Origin of the sequence: Methylomonas fluvii, assembly GCF_014850975.1 — a bacterium.
In the GTDB taxonomy this organism is placed as follows: Bacteria; Pseudomonadota; Gammaproteobacteria; order Methylococcales; family Methylomonadaceae; genus Methylomonas; species Methylomonas fluvii.
Genome location: NZ_JACXST010000003.1, coordinates 1,009,819 through 1,027,300 on the forward strand (window position 1 = coordinate 1,009,819; position 17,482 = coordinate 1,027,300).

General features: G+C 45.8%; 17 protein-coding genes and 1 pseudogene. All 18 read right to left on the reverse strand.

Going from position 1 to position 17,482, the window contains the following annotated elements:
* Positions 1-155: 155 nt before the first annotated feature.
* The 18 genes and pseudogenes from EBB_RS26205 to pgaB all read right to left on the reverse strand — a co-directional run bounded on the left by EBB_RS26205 (position 156) and on the right by pgaB (position 17,321).
* Complete coding sequence (locus EBB_RS26205) at positions 156-395, reverse strand: transposase (RefSeq protein ID WP_225587711.1); 240 nt, start codon at positions 393-395, stop codon at positions 156-158.
* A pseudogene (locus EBB_RS26210) lies at positions 382-1,140 on the reverse strand (IS5 family transposase). Before EBB_RS26210 ends, EBB_RS26205 begins: the two are co-directional and overlap by 14 nt.
* A gap of 132 nt (positions 1,141-1,272) precedes the next feature.
* Positions 1,273-2,145, reverse strand: a complete 873-nt coding sequence (locus EBB_RS22165) for an alpha-1,2-fucosyltransferase (RefSeq protein ID WP_192395846.1) — start codon at positions 2,143-2,145, stop codon at positions 1,273-1,275.
* Entirely contained in the window at positions 2,142-2,903 is a 762-nt protein-coding gene (locus tag EBB_RS22170; protein ID WP_225587712.1) for an FkbM family methyltransferase, read from the reverse strand. Before EBB_RS22170 ends, EBB_RS22165 begins: the two co-directional genes overlap by 4 nt.
* Before the next feature lie 39 nt (positions 2,904-2,942).
* Complete coding sequence (locus EBB_RS26795; RefSeq protein WP_192395848.1) at positions 2,943-3,701, reverse strand: DUF268 domain-containing protein; 759 nt, start codon at positions 3,699-3,701, stop codon at positions 2,943-2,945.
* Positions 3,695-4,309, reverse strand: a complete 615-nt coding sequence (locus EBB_RS22180; RefSeq protein ID WP_192395849.1) for a hypothetical protein — start codon at positions 4,307-4,309, stop codon at positions 3,695-3,697. Before EBB_RS22180 ends, EBB_RS26795 begins: the two co-directional genes overlap by 7 nt.
* 43 nt (positions 4,310-4,352) lie before the next feature.
* Positions 4,353-5,708, reverse strand: a complete 1,356-nt coding sequence (locus tag EBB_RS22185) for a flippase (protein ID WP_192395850.1) — start codon at positions 5,706-5,708, stop codon at positions 4,353-4,355.
* Positions 5,709-5,723: 15 nt separating this feature from the next.
* Positions 5,724-6,608: a glycosyltransferase family 2 protein gene (locus EBB_RS22190; protein ID WP_192395851.1), complete on the reverse strand. Its 885-nt coding sequence runs from the start codon at positions 6,606-6,608 to the stop codon at positions 5,724-5,726.
* Positions 6,608-7,678, reverse strand: a complete 1,071-nt coding sequence (locus EBB_RS22195) for a glycosyltransferase (RefSeq protein WP_192395852.1) — start codon at positions 7,676-7,678, stop codon at positions 6,608-6,610. Before EBB_RS22195 ends, EBB_RS22190 begins: the two co-directional genes overlap by 1 nt.
* Before the next feature lie 48 nt (positions 7,679-7,726).
* Positions 7,727-8,968 carry a glycosyltransferase gene (locus EBB_RS22200; protein ID WP_192395853.1) on the reverse strand — a complete coding sequence of 414 codons (1,242 nt, stop codon included), beginning with the start codon at positions 8,966-8,968 and terminating at the stop codon, positions 7,727-7,729.
* Between the two features lie 24 nt (positions 8,969-8,992).
* Complete coding sequence (locus EBB_RS22205) at positions 8,993-10,120, reverse strand: sodium ion-translocating decarboxylase subunit beta (protein ID WP_033156515.1); 1,128 nt, start codon at positions 10,118-10,120, stop codon at positions 8,993-8,995.
* Positions 10,121-10,251: 131 nt separating this feature from the next.
* Complete coding sequence (gene oadA, locus EBB_RS22210; protein WP_192395854.1) at positions 10,252-12,057, reverse strand: sodium-extruding oxaloacetate decarboxylase subunit alpha; 1,806 nt, start codon at positions 12,055-12,057, stop codon at positions 10,252-10,254.
* A 53-nt stretch (positions 12,058-12,110) separates the two neighbouring features.
* Positions 12,111-12,350 carry an OadG family protein gene (locus tag EBB_RS22215; RefSeq protein WP_192395855.1) on the reverse strand — a complete coding sequence of 80 codons (240 nt, stop codon included), beginning with the start codon at positions 12,348-12,350 and terminating at the stop codon, positions 12,111-12,113.
* Positions 12,351-12,538: 188 nt separating this feature from the next.
* The gene (locus EBB_RS22220; RefSeq protein WP_192395856.1) at positions 12,539-13,012 is read right to left on the reverse strand and encodes a peroxiredoxin; all 474 of its coding nucleotides are present in this window, start codon (positions 13,010-13,012) and stop codon (positions 12,539-12,541) included.
* Between the two features lie 4 nt (positions 13,013-13,016).
* Complete coding sequence (locus EBB_RS22225; RefSeq protein ID WP_192395857.1) at positions 13,017-13,541, reverse strand: glycine cleavage system transcriptional repressor; 525 nt, start codon at positions 13,539-13,541, stop codon at positions 13,017-13,019.
* An 81-nt stretch (positions 13,542-13,622) separates the two neighbouring features.
* Positions 13,623-14,057 carry a poly-beta-1,6-N-acetyl-D-glucosamine biosynthesis protein PgaD gene (gene pgaD / locus EBB_RS22230; protein WP_192395858.1) on the reverse strand — a complete coding sequence of 145 codons (435 nt, stop codon included), beginning with the start codon at positions 14,055-14,057 and terminating at the stop codon, positions 13,623-13,625.
* A complete protein-coding gene (gene pgaC, locus EBB_RS22235) occupies positions 14,054-15,400 on the reverse strand; it encodes a poly-beta-1,6-N-acetyl-D-glucosamine synthase (protein WP_192395859.1) in 1,347 nt (448 codons plus the stop codon). Before pgaC ends, pgaD begins: the two co-directional genes overlap by 4 nt.
* Before the next feature lie 7 nt (positions 15,401-15,407).
* Positions 15,408-17,321, reverse strand: coding sequence for a poly-beta-1,6-N-acetyl-D-glucosamine N-deacetylase PgaB (gene pgaB, locus EBB_RS22240; protein ID WP_225587713.1), 1,914 nt, complete (start codon positions 17,319-17,321; stop codon positions 15,408-15,410).
* Positions 17,322-17,482 lie beyond the last annotated feature (161 nt).

Genomic DNA, 17,482 nt, shown 5'->3' on the forward strand with positions numbered 1-17,482 from the left:
ACAAGCCAAAGAACCTCCGAATAATTGCCGATTTGAAATACATCAGTTTCAATAACCCGTCAAAATTCAAAAAGTGGCTGGTGATTGATCTAAAACAGTCCGTGTTGCGCCCACAATGCTTCTTATTTGGTCCATTTTTCAACTTGCAGACGCCCTCAGGCGTCCCTGCGCAGTACATTGGCAATGGCCGTTAACAAAGTTAACCGGACGGTGTTTTTAGCTAAACCGTGATAGCGATTCTTGGCGTAGCCAAAGCGGATTTTAATGTCCCGAAACACTTGTTCGCCCCTGGCGCGGCGAAGGAGCTGAGCCTTTTCGTTCTTGTCCTTCGTGAGCTTCGTCAGTTTGCCAGGACGCATCGCAATCACGCAGCTTGACGGATTATCGCTGAGCATCTCGGGCCGTTTGCCCCCCCGCATCGCCGTGAACGAACTGCTCCTCACCGTGTACCAAGGCGACGGCTTCCGCCACGTCACTGACGTGGCCCGAAGTCATTTTGAGGGTATGCACCAAACCAGTTTCGCTATCAACGCCGATGTGGAATTTTCTCCCGAAAAACCATTGGTTGCCTTTTTTGCTCGAGTAGATCTCAGGGTCGCGGGCTTTGGTGGGTGGCGTTACTACGCTTTTCGCCGCTGAAGTCGACCTAGGGATTGCGGCCGGCGGGTTTATCGGGACCACTACCATCCTTTTTACCCATAGGGCATAAATGACGAAGCTTTTGTGGGAAGCCCAGGCTTCAATGAGGCTGCCATCGACACTGAAGTGTTCGTCGGACACCAGATTCTGCCATTCGGCTATGGCTAATACCCGCTCAAAAAGTTCGCGACTCAGCGCTTCGGAGAATAGGCGTTCGCGATTGGCGCTGAACACGCTGCGCTCCCAAACAGAATCGTCGATGCCCAGACCGACAAACCAGCGAAACAGCAGGTTGTAGTCCAGTTGTTCCATCAACTGACGCTCACTGCGAACGGTGTACAGTACTTGCAACAGCAAGGCGCGCAGCAGTTTTTCGGGTGCAATCGACGGGCGGCCAGTGTGGAGTAGCATTCGGCAAAGATGGCATCCATGGCGGCCAATACGCCATCGACGAGAGCCGTAAACGACGCAACGTAGATGTTTGGGAATGCGCTCTTCCAGGCTGACGTAGCTGAACTAACTGTTTTGGATGGCATCGTGTCCGCGCAATGGGGCTTCTCCAAATTTAGGTAGCCTATTTTAACCGATGGAGGCTGATATATGCCTCGGAGGAATTTGTTTGCGAGCGTTTCATCAGTCTGATAGACCGTTAACATCAATTAATGTCCCCCATGAAGGGTAAATAGATGGATGAGAATCCACTTTTTGTTTCCATCCATACCAATACTTTGGAACTATCACAAGCGTTTTATGCTCCATCAATGCCGAACCCCACCACGAAAATGAACTGTTTGAAATTATGCCGCAAGTACACTGCGACATGATAGCTAAATCCACTTCCACTGAATTCCTTGATATTATCTTAGGGCGTACACTATTAAAACAGCGCTCAACATAAGGTGGATCATCAGATAAAAATATGAAAAATGGATTTTTTATTTTATTTTTCACTATTTTCACTGCATTTTTGAAATAGCGTTTTGGCAAACTAATACCTTTAATCCCACCAAAGTATTCTAGAAGATAATCGCCACGGCGCACATGAATAAACACCTTAGTATATTCATCTGGAATATCATCCAAAAACTGATAGGCTGCCAATCTGTATTCAGGCTTTATTTTAACATTCGAACTGAATGAATCTAAATCAAAAAAAAATTCAGACTGAAAAAAATCAATATTTACAAAGTTTATTGAAAGCAAACCATTTTTAAAAAAATATCCAGAAAGCGGGGCTTTATTATCATCTAATTTCTGTTCGACATAACCAATTATACCAAGCCTTGATAAAGGCACGATTAAATAAGGAATCACAAGCTTCCTCATTAGATATATGATATATCTATTACTACAGTTAATGACACCTTCTAAATCGTACTCAAAAACGTCAAAGAACTTAGCCATATTCAGACAAAGAATGATTTCGTTCTTTCTTGCAAACTGTTTTAAAAATGCAAACTGAAAAATCTGATTACCTAGCCGCCCATCAGCCATAAATACAATCATTGGATTGATTTTATAATTGAATTAGAAATTGCAACGTAATTAGCATAGCTAAAATTATCCATATAAGGACAGTATTCTCTTACTTCCAAGCCATTCGCCATAACTTTTGTTAGCGTAAAGCCTCTATTTTGCAAAACAAAATAGATTTCCATTAGACTTGTATGAGAATCTAGATTCGCCCCCCCATATTCAAACTGAATAAAGTCAATAAAATCGCCAGACAAATAGTCACCAAAGCCATGTAACACTTGTAGTTCATGCCCCTCAACATCGACTTTTAAGAAATTAATGTGTCTAACACTATTGGTATGGATATAGTTTTCAGCGGAAACTGCCTCTACTTTTTCAGATTCAGACATTTCTATTTCATAATAAGTCAAATTTCTCTTATATAATGATGCAAGTCCACTTTGCTCTTTGTCATAGTAGATACTTAAGACACCTTCCTGATAAGAAAGCGCTTTTTTATTCAATACTATATTTGTCATGCATCCGAACCTTTCTTGCAACGTAAAAAAACATTTCATAGTTGGTTCAAAAACATGTAGTGCGAATTTTGTTTTGCGTTTATTCGCCATATCTACAAACATTTGCGAATAATCTCCAACATTAGCACCAACATCAAATACTATGAGCTCTTCTATTCCGGAGAAATAATCCAGCAAATTATCAAGAAAGCGCATTTCTCCATTAGTTGAAAATTCGCAATTATTATTATTTTCAATGATCGAAAATAAGCGCAATAAACCAAGCTTCAAGACTTTTCGAAAAAGACCAGGTCGCGATAACATTCTCATTTACCTTTTCATAAAATGAAATAATCCTGTTCCAAAACCTTTTTGAGCGTCGTAATTATCATACATAACGCGGCCATAATGGTATTTCTCTTCCAGCAAGATTAAATCTGAAAATAACTCAAACACATAGCTCCTTGAAAATGCTCTATGTGCATTGAAATAAATATTACATTCCTTGTCCACAGGCAAGGAACAATAAAAATCCCCACCTCTTGCCAAGACTCTCTGAATTTCTCTTGCGGCTTTTTCGCTTCCGAACGCGTCTATCGGGTCCCCGTATCTTCCCAAACCTATGTGTTCTATAACGCAAAGACTCGAAAGGCTGATTATGGAATTATCTGCAAAAGGAATAGAGAGTATCGACCCTTGAACAAAGTCAAAGTTATCGAGCTTTAAATCAATTGGCCGTATGTCGATCATAGTCGTAGGCGTAAATTGAGATATTATACTTATAGTTTTTACCGCTGAACCAATATCAAAATGGTGTTTCGGATGATTTTCAAATATTTTCTTTGCTGCCCAACTGTCCTGAAAAAAATAAGTTGGATCAATTGGAGTCTTGTAACTTTTATCATCAAGACAAGGATGAAACGGCGCACTTTTAAAATTACGGTTTCGTGTCTTACTTAATAAGATAAAATCTCTGAAAAACCATATAAAGTTCCTTAAATTTGACAACTTAAAATCAATCGTAACCAACCTTAAAATAACATATAAATTTTTAATAACTCTATTTTTCGACAAAACCGATTTTAACACCGCATTATTCCTATTGCTTTTCGCACCCTAGCGAATAATGAACCATCACTTTCTGCTGCCAACCACTTGTTTGATGCTTTTTGCTGAAAGTACTCTCGACACACTAGACTGATTTTTTCAGGCAACAAATAGATAACATCTTCGTATATTACCAACTCCCAATCATGCGGAAGAATCATAATAATTGCCTTAAGCGTTGGCCAACTCTCTAGTTTATGCGGCTTAGGTGGTGGAGACATAAATAATCTTGCATCATCTATTAGAATGGCATAATCCTTTTTATATTTAAATATTAAGCTTAATTCCTCTAACAACGGGCATTCGTCATTATCACCATACGTTGCCGCGCCACTCCAATGAGCATCTAACCAAAAAAGAACATCATCATTATTCTCTAAAACTATTTTTATGTAGTCTCTGGTATCGCCTTTTAACATCTGAATATTTTCAACATGTCCAATGTTCGCCTGCGCCATTTTGAACATTGTTTCTGAGCGCTCGACTGTGATAACTTTCTTGAACATTCGACTGACCCTTAAAGCAGTCTGCCCCTTATATGTACCTCCCTCAAAAAAAATTGACAGATTCATCAATTTTGCAATATGCATTACCTCCTGCTCTGGTACTCCGAAACGAACTATCCCCACCTTATTACCCCTTATCTCTTATTAACCTATATGGAACAAATACTGCATAGACCATCAAATAAAGATTTAACCTAGTCGGAGTATAGAACAAATCAACCATAAATATAGTAATTGAAAAAGAAATTATTGTCGAAATAATTGCCCCTTCAGCACCATAATACGGAATCAATAAATAATTTCCTAGAATATTAGCTATTGAACCAATGACTGCCGTTATTAGAGCATATTTAAAAAGACTTTCGTTGACAGTAAATAAAGACTTAGCAACACCAAAATTTGCAAAAAAAAGCCTTATGGCAAACAGAGACAATAACCCTCCAGCTCTTTTATATTCAGCACCAAACACAAATAACACAAACTCCCCACCCAGAAAATATATAGGAATAGCAACCACTAAAAACAAAATAAACATTAATCTATATATTTCCAACAATCTTTCATGATAAAGCGTCTCGCTAATCAACTTGGCTTTTGTTATATATGGCGACAATGTGCTCACTATGATTGTCGGCAAAAATGAAAACACTTCTATAAGTCGCATTGCTGCCGAATACTGTCCAACTTCAGCATTACCAATCATATCACCCAACATAACTTGATCAACTCTAGCCTGTATCATTATTGCCAAGCTTGAGAACACGAGTGGCCAGCCATTTTTCATTAGGCTTATAGCTGTGCTCTTGTTATAATTCCACGAACAAATATTATTATGATCTTTCTTATATGAAACCATTAAAAATAATGAAGTTAACCCAACCTCAATCAATCCCACCCATGCAAATAAAATAAGAGGCGAAAAACTCAAAATCAAAATAACTTTAACTACCGTCACGAATATAAATGCACTGCTTGCTGCTAAAACAGTATATTTTGACCTTACCTTTGCCTGAAAATAGAATTCTATTACATTGAACGACTGAAAAATAAAACCCGCCGCAGAAATGGCCACCATCCATAGAGTTAGCGTATCACCATTGCGTAATAATAAAATAGCAACAATAGCAATCAACAGAGTCAACGTTCCGCCAATTAGTTTGAGTACAAACGCTGTTCCTAAAAGCTCGTTTTGACGCTCGGGATTTTTTACCAATTCACGCACCACTATGCTATCTATTCCAAACGAGGCGAATGCACTAAACAATGATGTAAAAGCGATAGCGTAACTCCACAAACCGAACTGTTCAGGGCCCAGATATCGCGCAACCCACACTCCAACGAACAAGCCTACACCCATCCGAATGATTTTATCGATGAATAACCAACTCGTATTAGCTACGATTAACTGTAGTTCGGACCTACCAATTAATCGATTACTTATAAATTTTGGAAGAAATTTAATCCACGACAAGTCAGTAGTCATTTAGTGGTTCATTACTTAATTGGTTTTTATTTTATAAAAAATGCGCCGCAAACAATATAGAAAAACATAACGAATAACATATAATGTCACGCCTAAAAAGTATAGACTTGAAATCGGATAATGTGTTTTGAACAACGTATTCACATCAGATATATTACGATGAGACCTGACGCTTCTCAAAGTTTTCATGAATTTGAGAATATCTAAACTCTCTAAATTATCCGCGAGCGATGTATGCATATTACTTATTTGCACGAATACTTTTGGAGCAATATATAGGGCTATATTCTCCTTGAGCGCACGCAAATAAAAGTCATGATCTGCACCATAGTGCGGCAAGTGTTTTTCATCGAAAAGCCCTATTTTGTTAAATACAGAATTAGTAATTAACACTCCTCTTCCGCCCACGATTAGCTTGACTGGGATAACGTCTCTGGAGAGCATCTTAGCGCTAAGTTTCTTGGGTCCGGCTATAGTGGAAAAGCCTAACAAAAAGCAAGTGCTTGGACTGATTGAAGTAATTTGTCCGCTTTGCCAATCACGTTGTACCGGAGCAATAATACTTTCGGGATATGCTTCGGTTAATTGGACAAGGTGGCCTACGGTATTTGGCATCACATAGCAATCGTTGTTTAGCAACATGACATAGTCCGCACCACACTCTATAGCTGTACGGATGCCCAAATTGGTTGCGCCAGTCCACCAAAGTTCGGATGAGCCTTCCAAGCGAATCACATGCGGAAAATCCTTAGCTAGTTCAATTTTTGTAGTATCAGTAGTGCCGTGATCGACCAGCAATATTGTGAATTCCTGATATTGGCTAGCAGCCAACGCCCTCAGGCAACGTTGAGTCTGTTCGTAACCATTGAAATCGGTAATGATGATATAAAGATTTTTCATCAGACAAGCTTAGTCAAAGCTTCATAAAGTTTTTGACCAATTGATTGCCAAGCCAACTCTTCAGGAAACAAAGCTATTTGCGGGTTTTGAAGCTGTAAGAGGATTGCTCTAGCCATATCGTTAGGGTCAGGATCACAGACCGACGATGGCGCGTCTTTAAATATACTTTCATGATTGGAAACCCGTGTAGCTACGACTGATTTTCCGCAAGATAGGTATTCCGCAATTTTGCACGCGCCTGACATACTATTAAATGTGTCATCAGCATACGGTACACATACCACGTCACAAGCCTGAATAAGTTTGGGTATGTCAGATTGCTCCAACTCGCCAAAATAGTCTATCCACGGCTCATCGAGACAAATATCTGTTACTCGTCCCGCCAATACAAGGCGCAAATTCGGCTGAGCCAATCTGATCTTTCGACAAGCTTCGATCAGAAGCGGGCCTCTGGATGGCGTAATGGAACCGAAATATCCAACCAATGGAATATCGGCTATCAGTTTCATCGCCTGTCTCGCCAGTAAGTCATCGCCTTTATCGAATAAGTTTGTATTAACTCCATTTTCAATCAATAAAGCATTTTGGTTAAGTCCGTTAAGGACTTTTTGTAACAGAGGCTGGCTCGCACATAAAACCAAATCGGCGTTCTTAATCGTATGGTCAAACAGCCAAGCTAGTACCTTGAACCGGTTAATCCGAAAAGACGGGTAATAATCGTATACATCGTAGACAAACGGCACTCCAAGTCTTCTTGCTATCCAAAGCCCTACGTAACCGATGTAAATGTCACCACTTGCGACGAGAACATCCGGTTTGGCAATACAAGCACTGCGATAGGCATTCAGAAGGAATCGAGGTATCTTCCTTGCCGTTGCGGGGATGGTATGAAAAGAAACACCCGCTTCGTTAACGCTTATTTCGGTGTTATTTCGATAGTCGATGGCGTCAACAAGAACATGGTTACCATCAGTGACCAATTGCACCGGCAAGTGGTAGAGCCGCCCAAAGCGATCATCAATTAGATCTTTGTTGGTGTAATAGCGCTTACACAGGAAGTAGATGTTCATTACAGCAAACGATTAGAGGGTGTCCTGAATTTTGTGTAAACGGGTTGGTTACGGCTTAGCAATGCATGATTGTCGACTATAAATAGCGACAAACTTACTGGCGATCTTTTTCCAATCATAAGGTTCTGCAGCCTGCTTGCTCAATGCGCACAGTCCTTTTCTTAAAGTTTCATCCACTAATAGTTGCTCAATTGCGCCTGAAAGCGACTTTATTTGCTTAGGCTCAACTAACAACCCAGTTTTTCCATGTTCAATGATCTCGGCAACGCCACCCGTGCGCGTACTTATCACAGCGGTGCCGCTAGCCATCGCTTCCAATAAAATCAAACCCTGGCCTTCCGTATCGCCATTGGTATCGACAATTGATGGCGCGATAAATATATCCGCAGCCGTATAGTAATCCGGCAAGATGGCGTTCGGTAGCCTGCCGTGAAAAACTACTTTATCTTCAATCTTTAAATCAACCGCTAACATTTTTAAACGTTCACGCTCGATACCATCGCCAATAATCCATAATTCAATGCGATCAAGTAGGTTTTTAGGCAAACCAGCTACAGCCGCTATCAGATCGGCTACGCCTTTTTTTTCAACCAAACGCCCAACAAATAGCAGAATTAATTTTTGCGGATTGCTTGGTTTGAGAACAGTTTTAGCGTTGCCAGCAGCAAATTTTTCATAGTCTATGCCCATTGGAATGATGTGCGGCTTGGGCAAATCTGGCCCAAAGGCATCGGCAGTCGCGTTGGTATTACTGGTCCAAGCTGCGCAATGCTTTATAGTCCAGCGTTTGATAGCCCCTAAAACGCTACCTCGCAATGCAAAGGCATCACCGCCGTGTGCAGTAACCAACACCGGGGTTCTGAATAGCTTGCCTAGCAATACCGCTACCGTGCCTTGCGGAAAAATCCAGTGGGCGTGTATCAAAGACGGCCGCTGGACAACCATAATCCAGGCCGCAGTCACAAACATGGACATAACGAAAAAAGGCACCTGCAAAAACAGCCATGGCGCGGCCCCCAAGTTGGGCAAAATTCCTGAACCGTAGGCTAACATTTGCAGCTTACGCGGCCAAAAATAGCGAAAATGGCGACAGACTATACCGTCAGGTTGTGTAGTTGCTTGGACTTCCGGATGATCCGGTGAGAGGATATGAAGACTAACTTTTTTGTTGGCCAGTGCTTCCGCTAAGTAGCGCAAGAAGACCGAAGCACTGTCGTCTTTACTGCGAGGATAACTTGAGGTCAGCCAAAGCACCTTGATCGCTTTGTCCTTGGCTGACTGATCACTCATACAGAGTTTTGGTCTGCGTGGACGCTAACGCACCAAACTCAACAACACACCCGCGGCGACTGCTGAACCTATTACGCCGGCGACATTTGGCCCCATCGCGTGCATTAACAAAAAGTTGTGCGGATTACTTTCCAAACCTATTTTATTAGCTACCCGGGCAGCCATTGGCACCGCAGAAACGCCGGCAGCGCCAATCAATGGATTGATCGGCGTACTGCTGAAACGATTCATGACTTTGGCCATCAGCACGCCACTGGCGGTACCAATAGAAAAAGCGACTGCGCCCAAGCCTAAAATACCCAGCGTTTCCATTTTTAAAAACGCCTCGGCGCTCAGTTTGGAGCCTACCGACAAACCCAGGAATATCGTGACAATATTGATCAATTCGTTTTGCGCGGTTTTGCTCAGTCTTTCGACCACGCCGCTGGCGTTCATCAAGTTACCCAAACAAAACATGCCCACCAGCGGTGCCGCCGAAGGCAGCAACATGGCGGTCAACACCAGCAACATCAAAGGAAATACGATTTTCTCGGCCTTGCTAACCACTCTAAGTTGTTGCATTTCTATCCTCCGCTCTTGTTCGCTGGTCAAGGCGCGCATAATGGGCGGCTGAATCAAGGGCACCAATGCCATGTAGGAGTATGCCGCCACAGCAATTGCACCCAACAATTCAGGAGCCAATTTGGACGCCACATAGATCGCAGTGGGGCCGTCAGCGCCGCCGATGATGGCAATCGCAGCCGCCTGCTTAAGCGTAAAATCCATACCTGGAACGGCATTCAACGCCAACGCACCGAATAGAGTGGCGAATATCCCGAATTGGGCGGCTGCGCCTAAAAACAAAGTTTTAGGGTTAGCCAGCATCGGGCCGAAATCGGTCATCGCACCAACGCCCATAAAAATTAGAAGCGGAAAGATGCCGGCCTTGATACCACCATATAGGTAATAAAGGATGCCGCCTTCGTCTATCATGCCGGCCACCGGAATGTTACTCAGCACCGCGCCAAATCCTATCGGCAATAGCAGCAAAGGTTCAAAGCCTTTCTTGATAGCCAGATACAACAGCAAAAATCCCACCGCCATCATAATGACTTGCGGCCCGGTAACATTATAGATACCCGTGCTTTCCCACAACAGTCTAAGATTTTCCATGGATTATGTATTCAATCGGTTGTTTGATCAGAATCACCGCCAGCAGCGTGGCGCGAATAGCTGATCAGAGGATTACTTAGATCCCGGGCCTAAGCTATCGGCCCGAGACCACATTTAAACGATAAGAAATATTACAAGGTGACCAATACATCGCCGACTGCCACGGAATCGCCCTGACGGACGTTTACCGCGCTGACGATACCGGCGACTTTGGCGCGGATCTCAGTTTCCATTTTCATGGCTTCCATAATCAAAACGACATCGCCTTCGGAAAGGTGGGAACCAACATTGACATTGACTTTAAGCACCACACCAGCCAGCGGCGACTCCACAACACCACTGCCGCTAACGATAGGCGCGGTTGCTGCCAACATAGGGCCGCTGTCCAAGACGGACTGCACCGTAACCGGTTTAACCACTAAGTCGGCACCGCCGGATGCCACCGCTACGTGATAGTTTTTGCCATCGACGTTAACAGTGTACGTCTCAGCGACCACGGTTTTCTGGGTAACGGCGGGCACTGGCGCTGCCGCACTCTCTGTTCCCGGTTTAGGTTCAAAAGCCGCCGGGTTACCGCGGTTTTGAATGAACTTCCAACCAACTTGCGCAAACAAGCCATCGATAAGAGCGTCTTCTTCAACGCTATCGGCCAGTTTTACACCTTCTGCCGCGGCTTTGGCTTTTACTTCGGCGACCAGTTTATCCATCTCGGCTTCCAGCAAATCCGCCGGTCGGCACGTAATCGGCTCGGCACCGTTCAGCACGCGCGCCTGCAATTCTTTATCGACAGGGGCCGGCGTAGCGCCGTACTCGCCTTTCAGCACACCTGCCGTTTCCTTACTGATGGTTTTATACCGCTCGCCTGCCAAGACGTTCAGCACCGCCTGGGTGCCGACAATTTGCGAAGTGGGCGTGACCAGCGGGATGTAACCCAAGTCTTTCCGCACCAAAGGAATTTCCTGCAGCACCGCGTCGAACCGATCCGCAGCGCCCTGTTCCCGCAATTGGCTTTCCATATTGGTCAGCATGCCGCCCGGCACTTGCGAGACCAAAATCCGGCCATCCACGCCTTTTAGGCTGCCTTCAAATTGCGCATATTTTTTGCGCACTTCTCGGAAATAAGCGGCGATTTTTTCCAGCTTGGTTAAATCCAGACCGGTTTCGCGCTTTTGGCCGGCCATGGCCGCCACGATGGTTTCGGTGGGGCTGTGACCGTAGGTCATGCTCAATGACGAAATCGCGGTATCGACATTATCGACGCCAGCCTCAACAGCCTTGATGTATGTCCCGACACTTAAGCCGGTGGTGGCATGGCATTGCATATGAATTGGAATAGCGACGGCTTTTTTCAGTTTGCTGATCAGCTCGTAAGCATCATAAGGCGTCAACAAACCAGCCATGTCCTTGATGCAGATAGAATGGGCACCCATGTCCTCGATTTGCTTGCCCTGCTCAACCCATTTCTTGATCGTATGCACCGGACTGGTGGTGTAGGAAATAGTGCCTTGGGCATGGGCATCGGTATGTAGCACGGCTTTGATGGCGCGGTCGATATTGCGCATATCGTTCATCGCATCGAAAATCCGAAATACGTCTATACCGTTGACCACGCAACGCTCGACAAATTTATCGACGACATCGTCGGCATAATGCCGGTAGCCCAAAATATTTTGCCCCCGGAACAGCATTTGCTGCGGGGTGTTGGGCATGGCTTTTTTCAACAGCCGCAAACGCTCCCAAGGATCTTCGCCCAAATAGCGAATACACGCATCAAAGGTGGCGCCTCCCCAGGACTCGATAGACCAGTAACCGATTTGATCAAGCTGCTCGCAAATCGGCAGCATGTCTTCGATACGTAGCCGGGTCGCCAGAATTGACTGATGGGCGTCACGTAATACCACCTCAGTAATTCCTAGGGGCTTATTTACCTTTTCCACTCTCTTCTCCTAATGACGTTTTTGGGTCGAGTACTGCTACCTTGTGGGTATGATTATCCGTGTTTATGTTTTTTGCGGTACTGATGAACAGCTGCAGTAATAGCAGCAATGACGGCTTTATCGTTGCCTGCCACGACAGGTTGATCCGAAAACTTGGCAGGCACTTCCGGAAAATAGCGGCGTACCAGCCGGGACATCACATTGATAGCCACGATCAACATGGCCAAAAATGCGTAGACCATACCCATGCCTATCAACATCAGCTCAATCCCTGAGGACAGCATTTCGTTCATGTGTTTCGTCCAAATGATTAAAAACTGTGTTCATTATCGCCAAAACCGCCAGATTAAACAATCCTGAGCGGCGCGCAGGGTTTAATTGCCTTAGTCGGCGTAAGGCAAAAGAGGATTCTTAGACTGTCGTCTTAAGTAGTCTGACGCTAACTGAATAGCCTCATCAATGAGGATGGACGGGCGCCGATTTATTCAGCGGCAGATTGCAAATAATCCAACACTTCGGCGATGTGGGTTTTAACCTGAACCTTGCGCCATTCCTTGACCAACACGCCGTCTTCGTCGATTAGGAAAGTGCTGCGCTCTATGCCGCGCACCTGTTTGCCGTACATGTTTTTCATTTTGATGACATCAAATAAATTGCAAAGGCTCTCGTCCTGGTCTGATAACAAATCGAACGGAAACTCTTGTTTACATTTAAATCCCTCGTGCATTTTCACGCTGTCACGGGATACACCGAGAATAACGGCATTTAATTGATTGAACTGTTCGATGTTATCCCTAAAGCCTTGACCCTCCTGAGTGCAGCCGGGCGTGCTGTCCTTGGGATAAAAATATAAAACGACTTTTTTGCCGCGATAGTCGCTGAGTTTGACGGTTTTTTCACCGGTAGCGGCAATTTCAAAATCGGGAACGGCGGAGCCGAGAGTAGCTAAGGTCATCAGATCACCTTTTGATGGGTTCGAGAATGGCGTCGATATTCAAGCTGTCGCAAAAATCCAGAAATTCTTCACGCAGCGATAAAATGCGCACTTCCGGCGGCACCAGCAATACATATTTGGTGGAGAACACCGGCGTGTTAAAAAACGCCGCTTGATGGCGGCTGGCAGTCACTTCTTCGATAGAGATGCCTCTGTCCAATAAAAACGATGTCACCGCGAACAGCACGTCGTTTTTATCCATGGAAATGGTTTCCAATGTATAAGGCACCCCCTCCAATACCGGCGGAATTTCATCCGGCCGTAAAAAACTCATCTGAATTTCGAAGCGAACTTTTATCGCTTCCAGCATGCCTTCCAGCTTGGCGACATGATTCCAATTGCCGGCAATCAGCAGATAAGCCGCAGTGATTTGGGTCAGGTTGGACGTGCGCAGTTCCACGACACTGCACTGACAGGCACTCAACGCCGAGAGGATTTCCGCGATAAAACCGTTGGACTTGCCGCCCAACACTGTGATTGCAAGTTGCATAATGTAAGTCCTTGAATACGCCTAGCGCAGTGTAACACCAACACCGCGAAAAGCAGAACCGCGACCCAGCAATCCGGACTACTACGAATCTATCTCGGTAATCACCGCGTGATTATCGAAGTGCACTGTTACTTTTTTGCTGGCCCGGGCCGTCAATACCAAGGCTTCATCGACTTTAAACGCCACCGCCAACTGCTGATCAGTGACGGGCGCGGTCCGCTTCGGAGCGACGCTGGCATGCAACCAGGATAAATACAAAGTCCAAAACAACCAAATGCCGGCAATGATCGCCACAATTTCACCGTACAACTGCAACAACTCCAACAGCGTTTTATAACCACCAAACCAGCGAATCTCGTCAGACAGGCTTTTTAAGCCCATCAGCCAGGCGCCGAGCGTAAACAGGGGCCACAAAAAGTACAACCAAAGTACCCAGCTTAATACCGACATAAACGCCGAACCGCATTTTTGCGAGAAACTTTGTAGATGCGGTTGGTTGATGATGATGTCTTTCATTTTTGCCTCAGGCCTCTATCCAAGGTTACCCACACGGCACGTTGGCCGCGCTTTTTGCGCAAGGCCTTGATGCAGCCGTTAATCGTGGTACCAACATTGATCAGCCAATAGATAATCGGATACCAGATCATCCAATAATAATGCTGTGCGGAGCCGCCGCTCTTACGCTCGTAACTGGAATCGATAGTCAAACTGACGGCAAACTGAATCAAACAGGTGACGCATAACAACATACTGGTCCAATGCGGCGACAAATCTTCCAAAGCCTCCTGCGGTTCGCTGCTAAGCCAATCGAACGGCACCAGCGCCAGCATCGCCACCACCAGAAACGCCCAGGTCAGGCTGATACAACACTCCAAATACAGCGGCCACATACCACGGGAACGCCAGCTAAACAGTGGCCGGAAATAACGTAACAAGACCTCGACTCCACCTTGCGCCCAGCGGCTGCGTTGCTTCCACAGACCATTGAGGGTTTCCGGCATTAACACCCAACACAAGGCATTCGGCTCGAAACGAATCGCCCAGCCGGCCAGTTGCAATTTCCAGCTAATATCGATGTCCTCGGTGACCATATCCGGACTCCAATAGCCGACATCGTGCAACGCCGTTTTTCTAAACCCGGCTATCACCCCGGAGATAGTAAACACATGACCGTAAGAACGTTGCGCACGTTTAATCATGCCGACGATGGCGGAAAACTCCCCAACCTGAATTTTGCCCAGCAAAGTGGAGCGGTTGCGAATACGTGGATTGCCGGTCACCGCGCCGACATGCGGGTCATCCAGAAAATGCCGAACTATCCAGGCCGTAGCATTCGGCGCCAGCAAGGCGTCACCGTCAATGCCGATCAAAATTTCGCTATTGGCTAGTAATGCCGCGGTACGTAAACCCACCGCTTTGCCTTGATTGCTGGCTAAATTGACCACCCGAATTTGTGGGTGCTGGTCGGCCAGTTCGTGCAAAATGTCCAGCGTGTTGTCTTTGCTGCCGTCGTTGATCGCAATAATTTCGTAGTTGGGATATTCCTGGTGTAGCAGATATTCAATGGTCTCCCGGACATTCTCGCCTTCGTTGTAGCAAGGGATTAAAATCGACACGGACGGATATTCGGGTAACCGCGGCAGATCGGACAACACATTGCCGCGATTACGCTCCCAGCGCACGTAATAAATCATGCCGCCCAACATCCAAACATAGGCCATCAGTAGCGGATAATAAAACACAAAACGCGACAGCCATTCGTTGAACTGCCACCACGGCACTTCCTGTAAATATTCCAGGGTGATCAACCACCAGTCGATAAATTGCTGCACCCAGGCTTGGTCTATCAAGTTCTCCATGTATCGCTTAATCCTTTCTGGAAACCGGGAAGAATTTTTTCAGCTCCGTCAACTTCGGCTGATCATTAAAAACATTGTCCGGGTAATAGCCGATATGCTTGGCACCATGTTTTTTCAATAACTCGAATTGCTCGGTAAACACCGGCATGGCAATATCCTGCTTGGTTTTCCAATTAACCACCTGCAATTCGAACACCATCTTGTCCAATCCGTCCGGATATTGCGCGGTCTTTTCCACCAACTCTATCAACCATTGTTTGGGATTTTCCGCCTCTTCCATAAAAGGCATCGCTTCCACCGCCACGTAATCATAATGCTTTAAAAACGCCGGGAACGATTGCGCATACCATTCTTCGCTATAAGGCTTTAACAGCGGCAACGAATAAAAATTGCGGGCGGTTTTGATATAGGGCCGGTAGAACCGGACCTTGTCGGTCAAATAATCGGTGAACTGACCAATCAACTCGGTTTTATGCTGGGCCCAACGCAAGCGTAACTCGCTGGATGCGTGGATCTTGTCGAACTCAGAAGGCATACCCCAGACGTTGCGGCTGAAGTCCATCGCCAGCGGCGAGACGTCTTCAAAATCCGACAAAATCCCGTCGTCGTGAAACAGAATGCCGTTAAAGTCGCAATGCTTGGCCAGGTCTTCGTAAATTTCGCCGACAAACTGCCGCGCTTCCGGGTTAAACGGCGACAAACGGGTGTAGATATGCCGGGATAGCTGCGGTTCGCCGTCGCGCCATTCCTTGACGTACCATTTCAGCGGCACATCGGCTTTATAAGCCATGATCGGCATCCAGGCATACACTCTGACGCCGGCCCGCGTGCGCAATTGCAAGGTCACATGATTAAACATATCCCGGCGCACCGGCAAATGCCTATTGGGAAAATACAGCTTGTCGGCGTTGCCGTCGCCATCCGGGTCGGAATAGGCTTGCAGATAAACCGTATTCGCGCCGCTAGCTTTAATACGCTCCACCACCAAGGCCAAATTCTTTTCGGTTTGTTCTTCGTCTTCGTCGTAGATGTAATCCATATCCACGTGTGCCACCCGCAACTCCTGTCCCACACGCTGATTTTTGACGATTTCGCCGAACTGTTTGGCGTTGACATCGTCGGTGATCATCATCCGCTTCATCACGTAAGCGTCGGCCAGCGTATTGGCGCCGTCGTTAAGGCCCATGGTCAGACGCATGCCCGCCAATTTGGTGGCTTCCAGCGCGATGGCGTTATATTCGCCGTAAGGCCACACCATCACCCGCGGCCGCTTGCCCAAAATCTGAAACAAACGCTCGGAACTTTTATCCACTTCCTGGAAAATCCGTTTGCGATAGTCCTCATCTTTCTCGTATTCGTCGTATTCGTTGCTGTACAAACGCGAAGTGACCGCGCTTTGCTGATTGCCCTGCGGATTGGCGACGATGCCGTGATGTAAGTCATAGGTGTGCGACGCAATCTCGACCAGACCGCTGTCCGCCACTTCGCGAATCTGCGCAGGCGTCATCAACGGTTTAACGCCTGGCACATTTTGCTGCTCCAGCCAAGAACCGACTACCGCCAAGGTGGCCGGATATTTGTACTTTTTCAGCAAAGGCATGGCTCGGGTATAAAAACTCAGGTAGCCGTCGTCAAACGTCAACATCACAGCTTTAGTGGGCAGCACCTTGTCGCCCTTCATGCAATCCAGTAAATCCTGGACGCTGATAACGTGATAGTTGTTCTGCTTCAACCAGGCAAAATGATCGGCCAAATGGTCTTTATTGACCGCGATACGGTCGAATGGCGGCACGCGCTCTTCTTCTTCGAGAATGTCGTGATAATTCAATACCAGAAAGCTGGAGTTACCCGAATCGGCGGCCAGTAAGGGCCGGGCAAACAAACAGAAAAAGACAAAAATTACATGAGCAACAATGTGCATATTTATTAATTTAAGCGGGAAAAGAAACAGGAAACAGCTGGTTCTCAGTGTTAAAAAAAGACCAGAATTGGCCGGCGCATTTTACCCGAATCATCAGGCTAGGCCCGTTTTATTTGTCCGTGCGACACACTGTCGCAGGCCTATGCAAACGTTAAAACCAA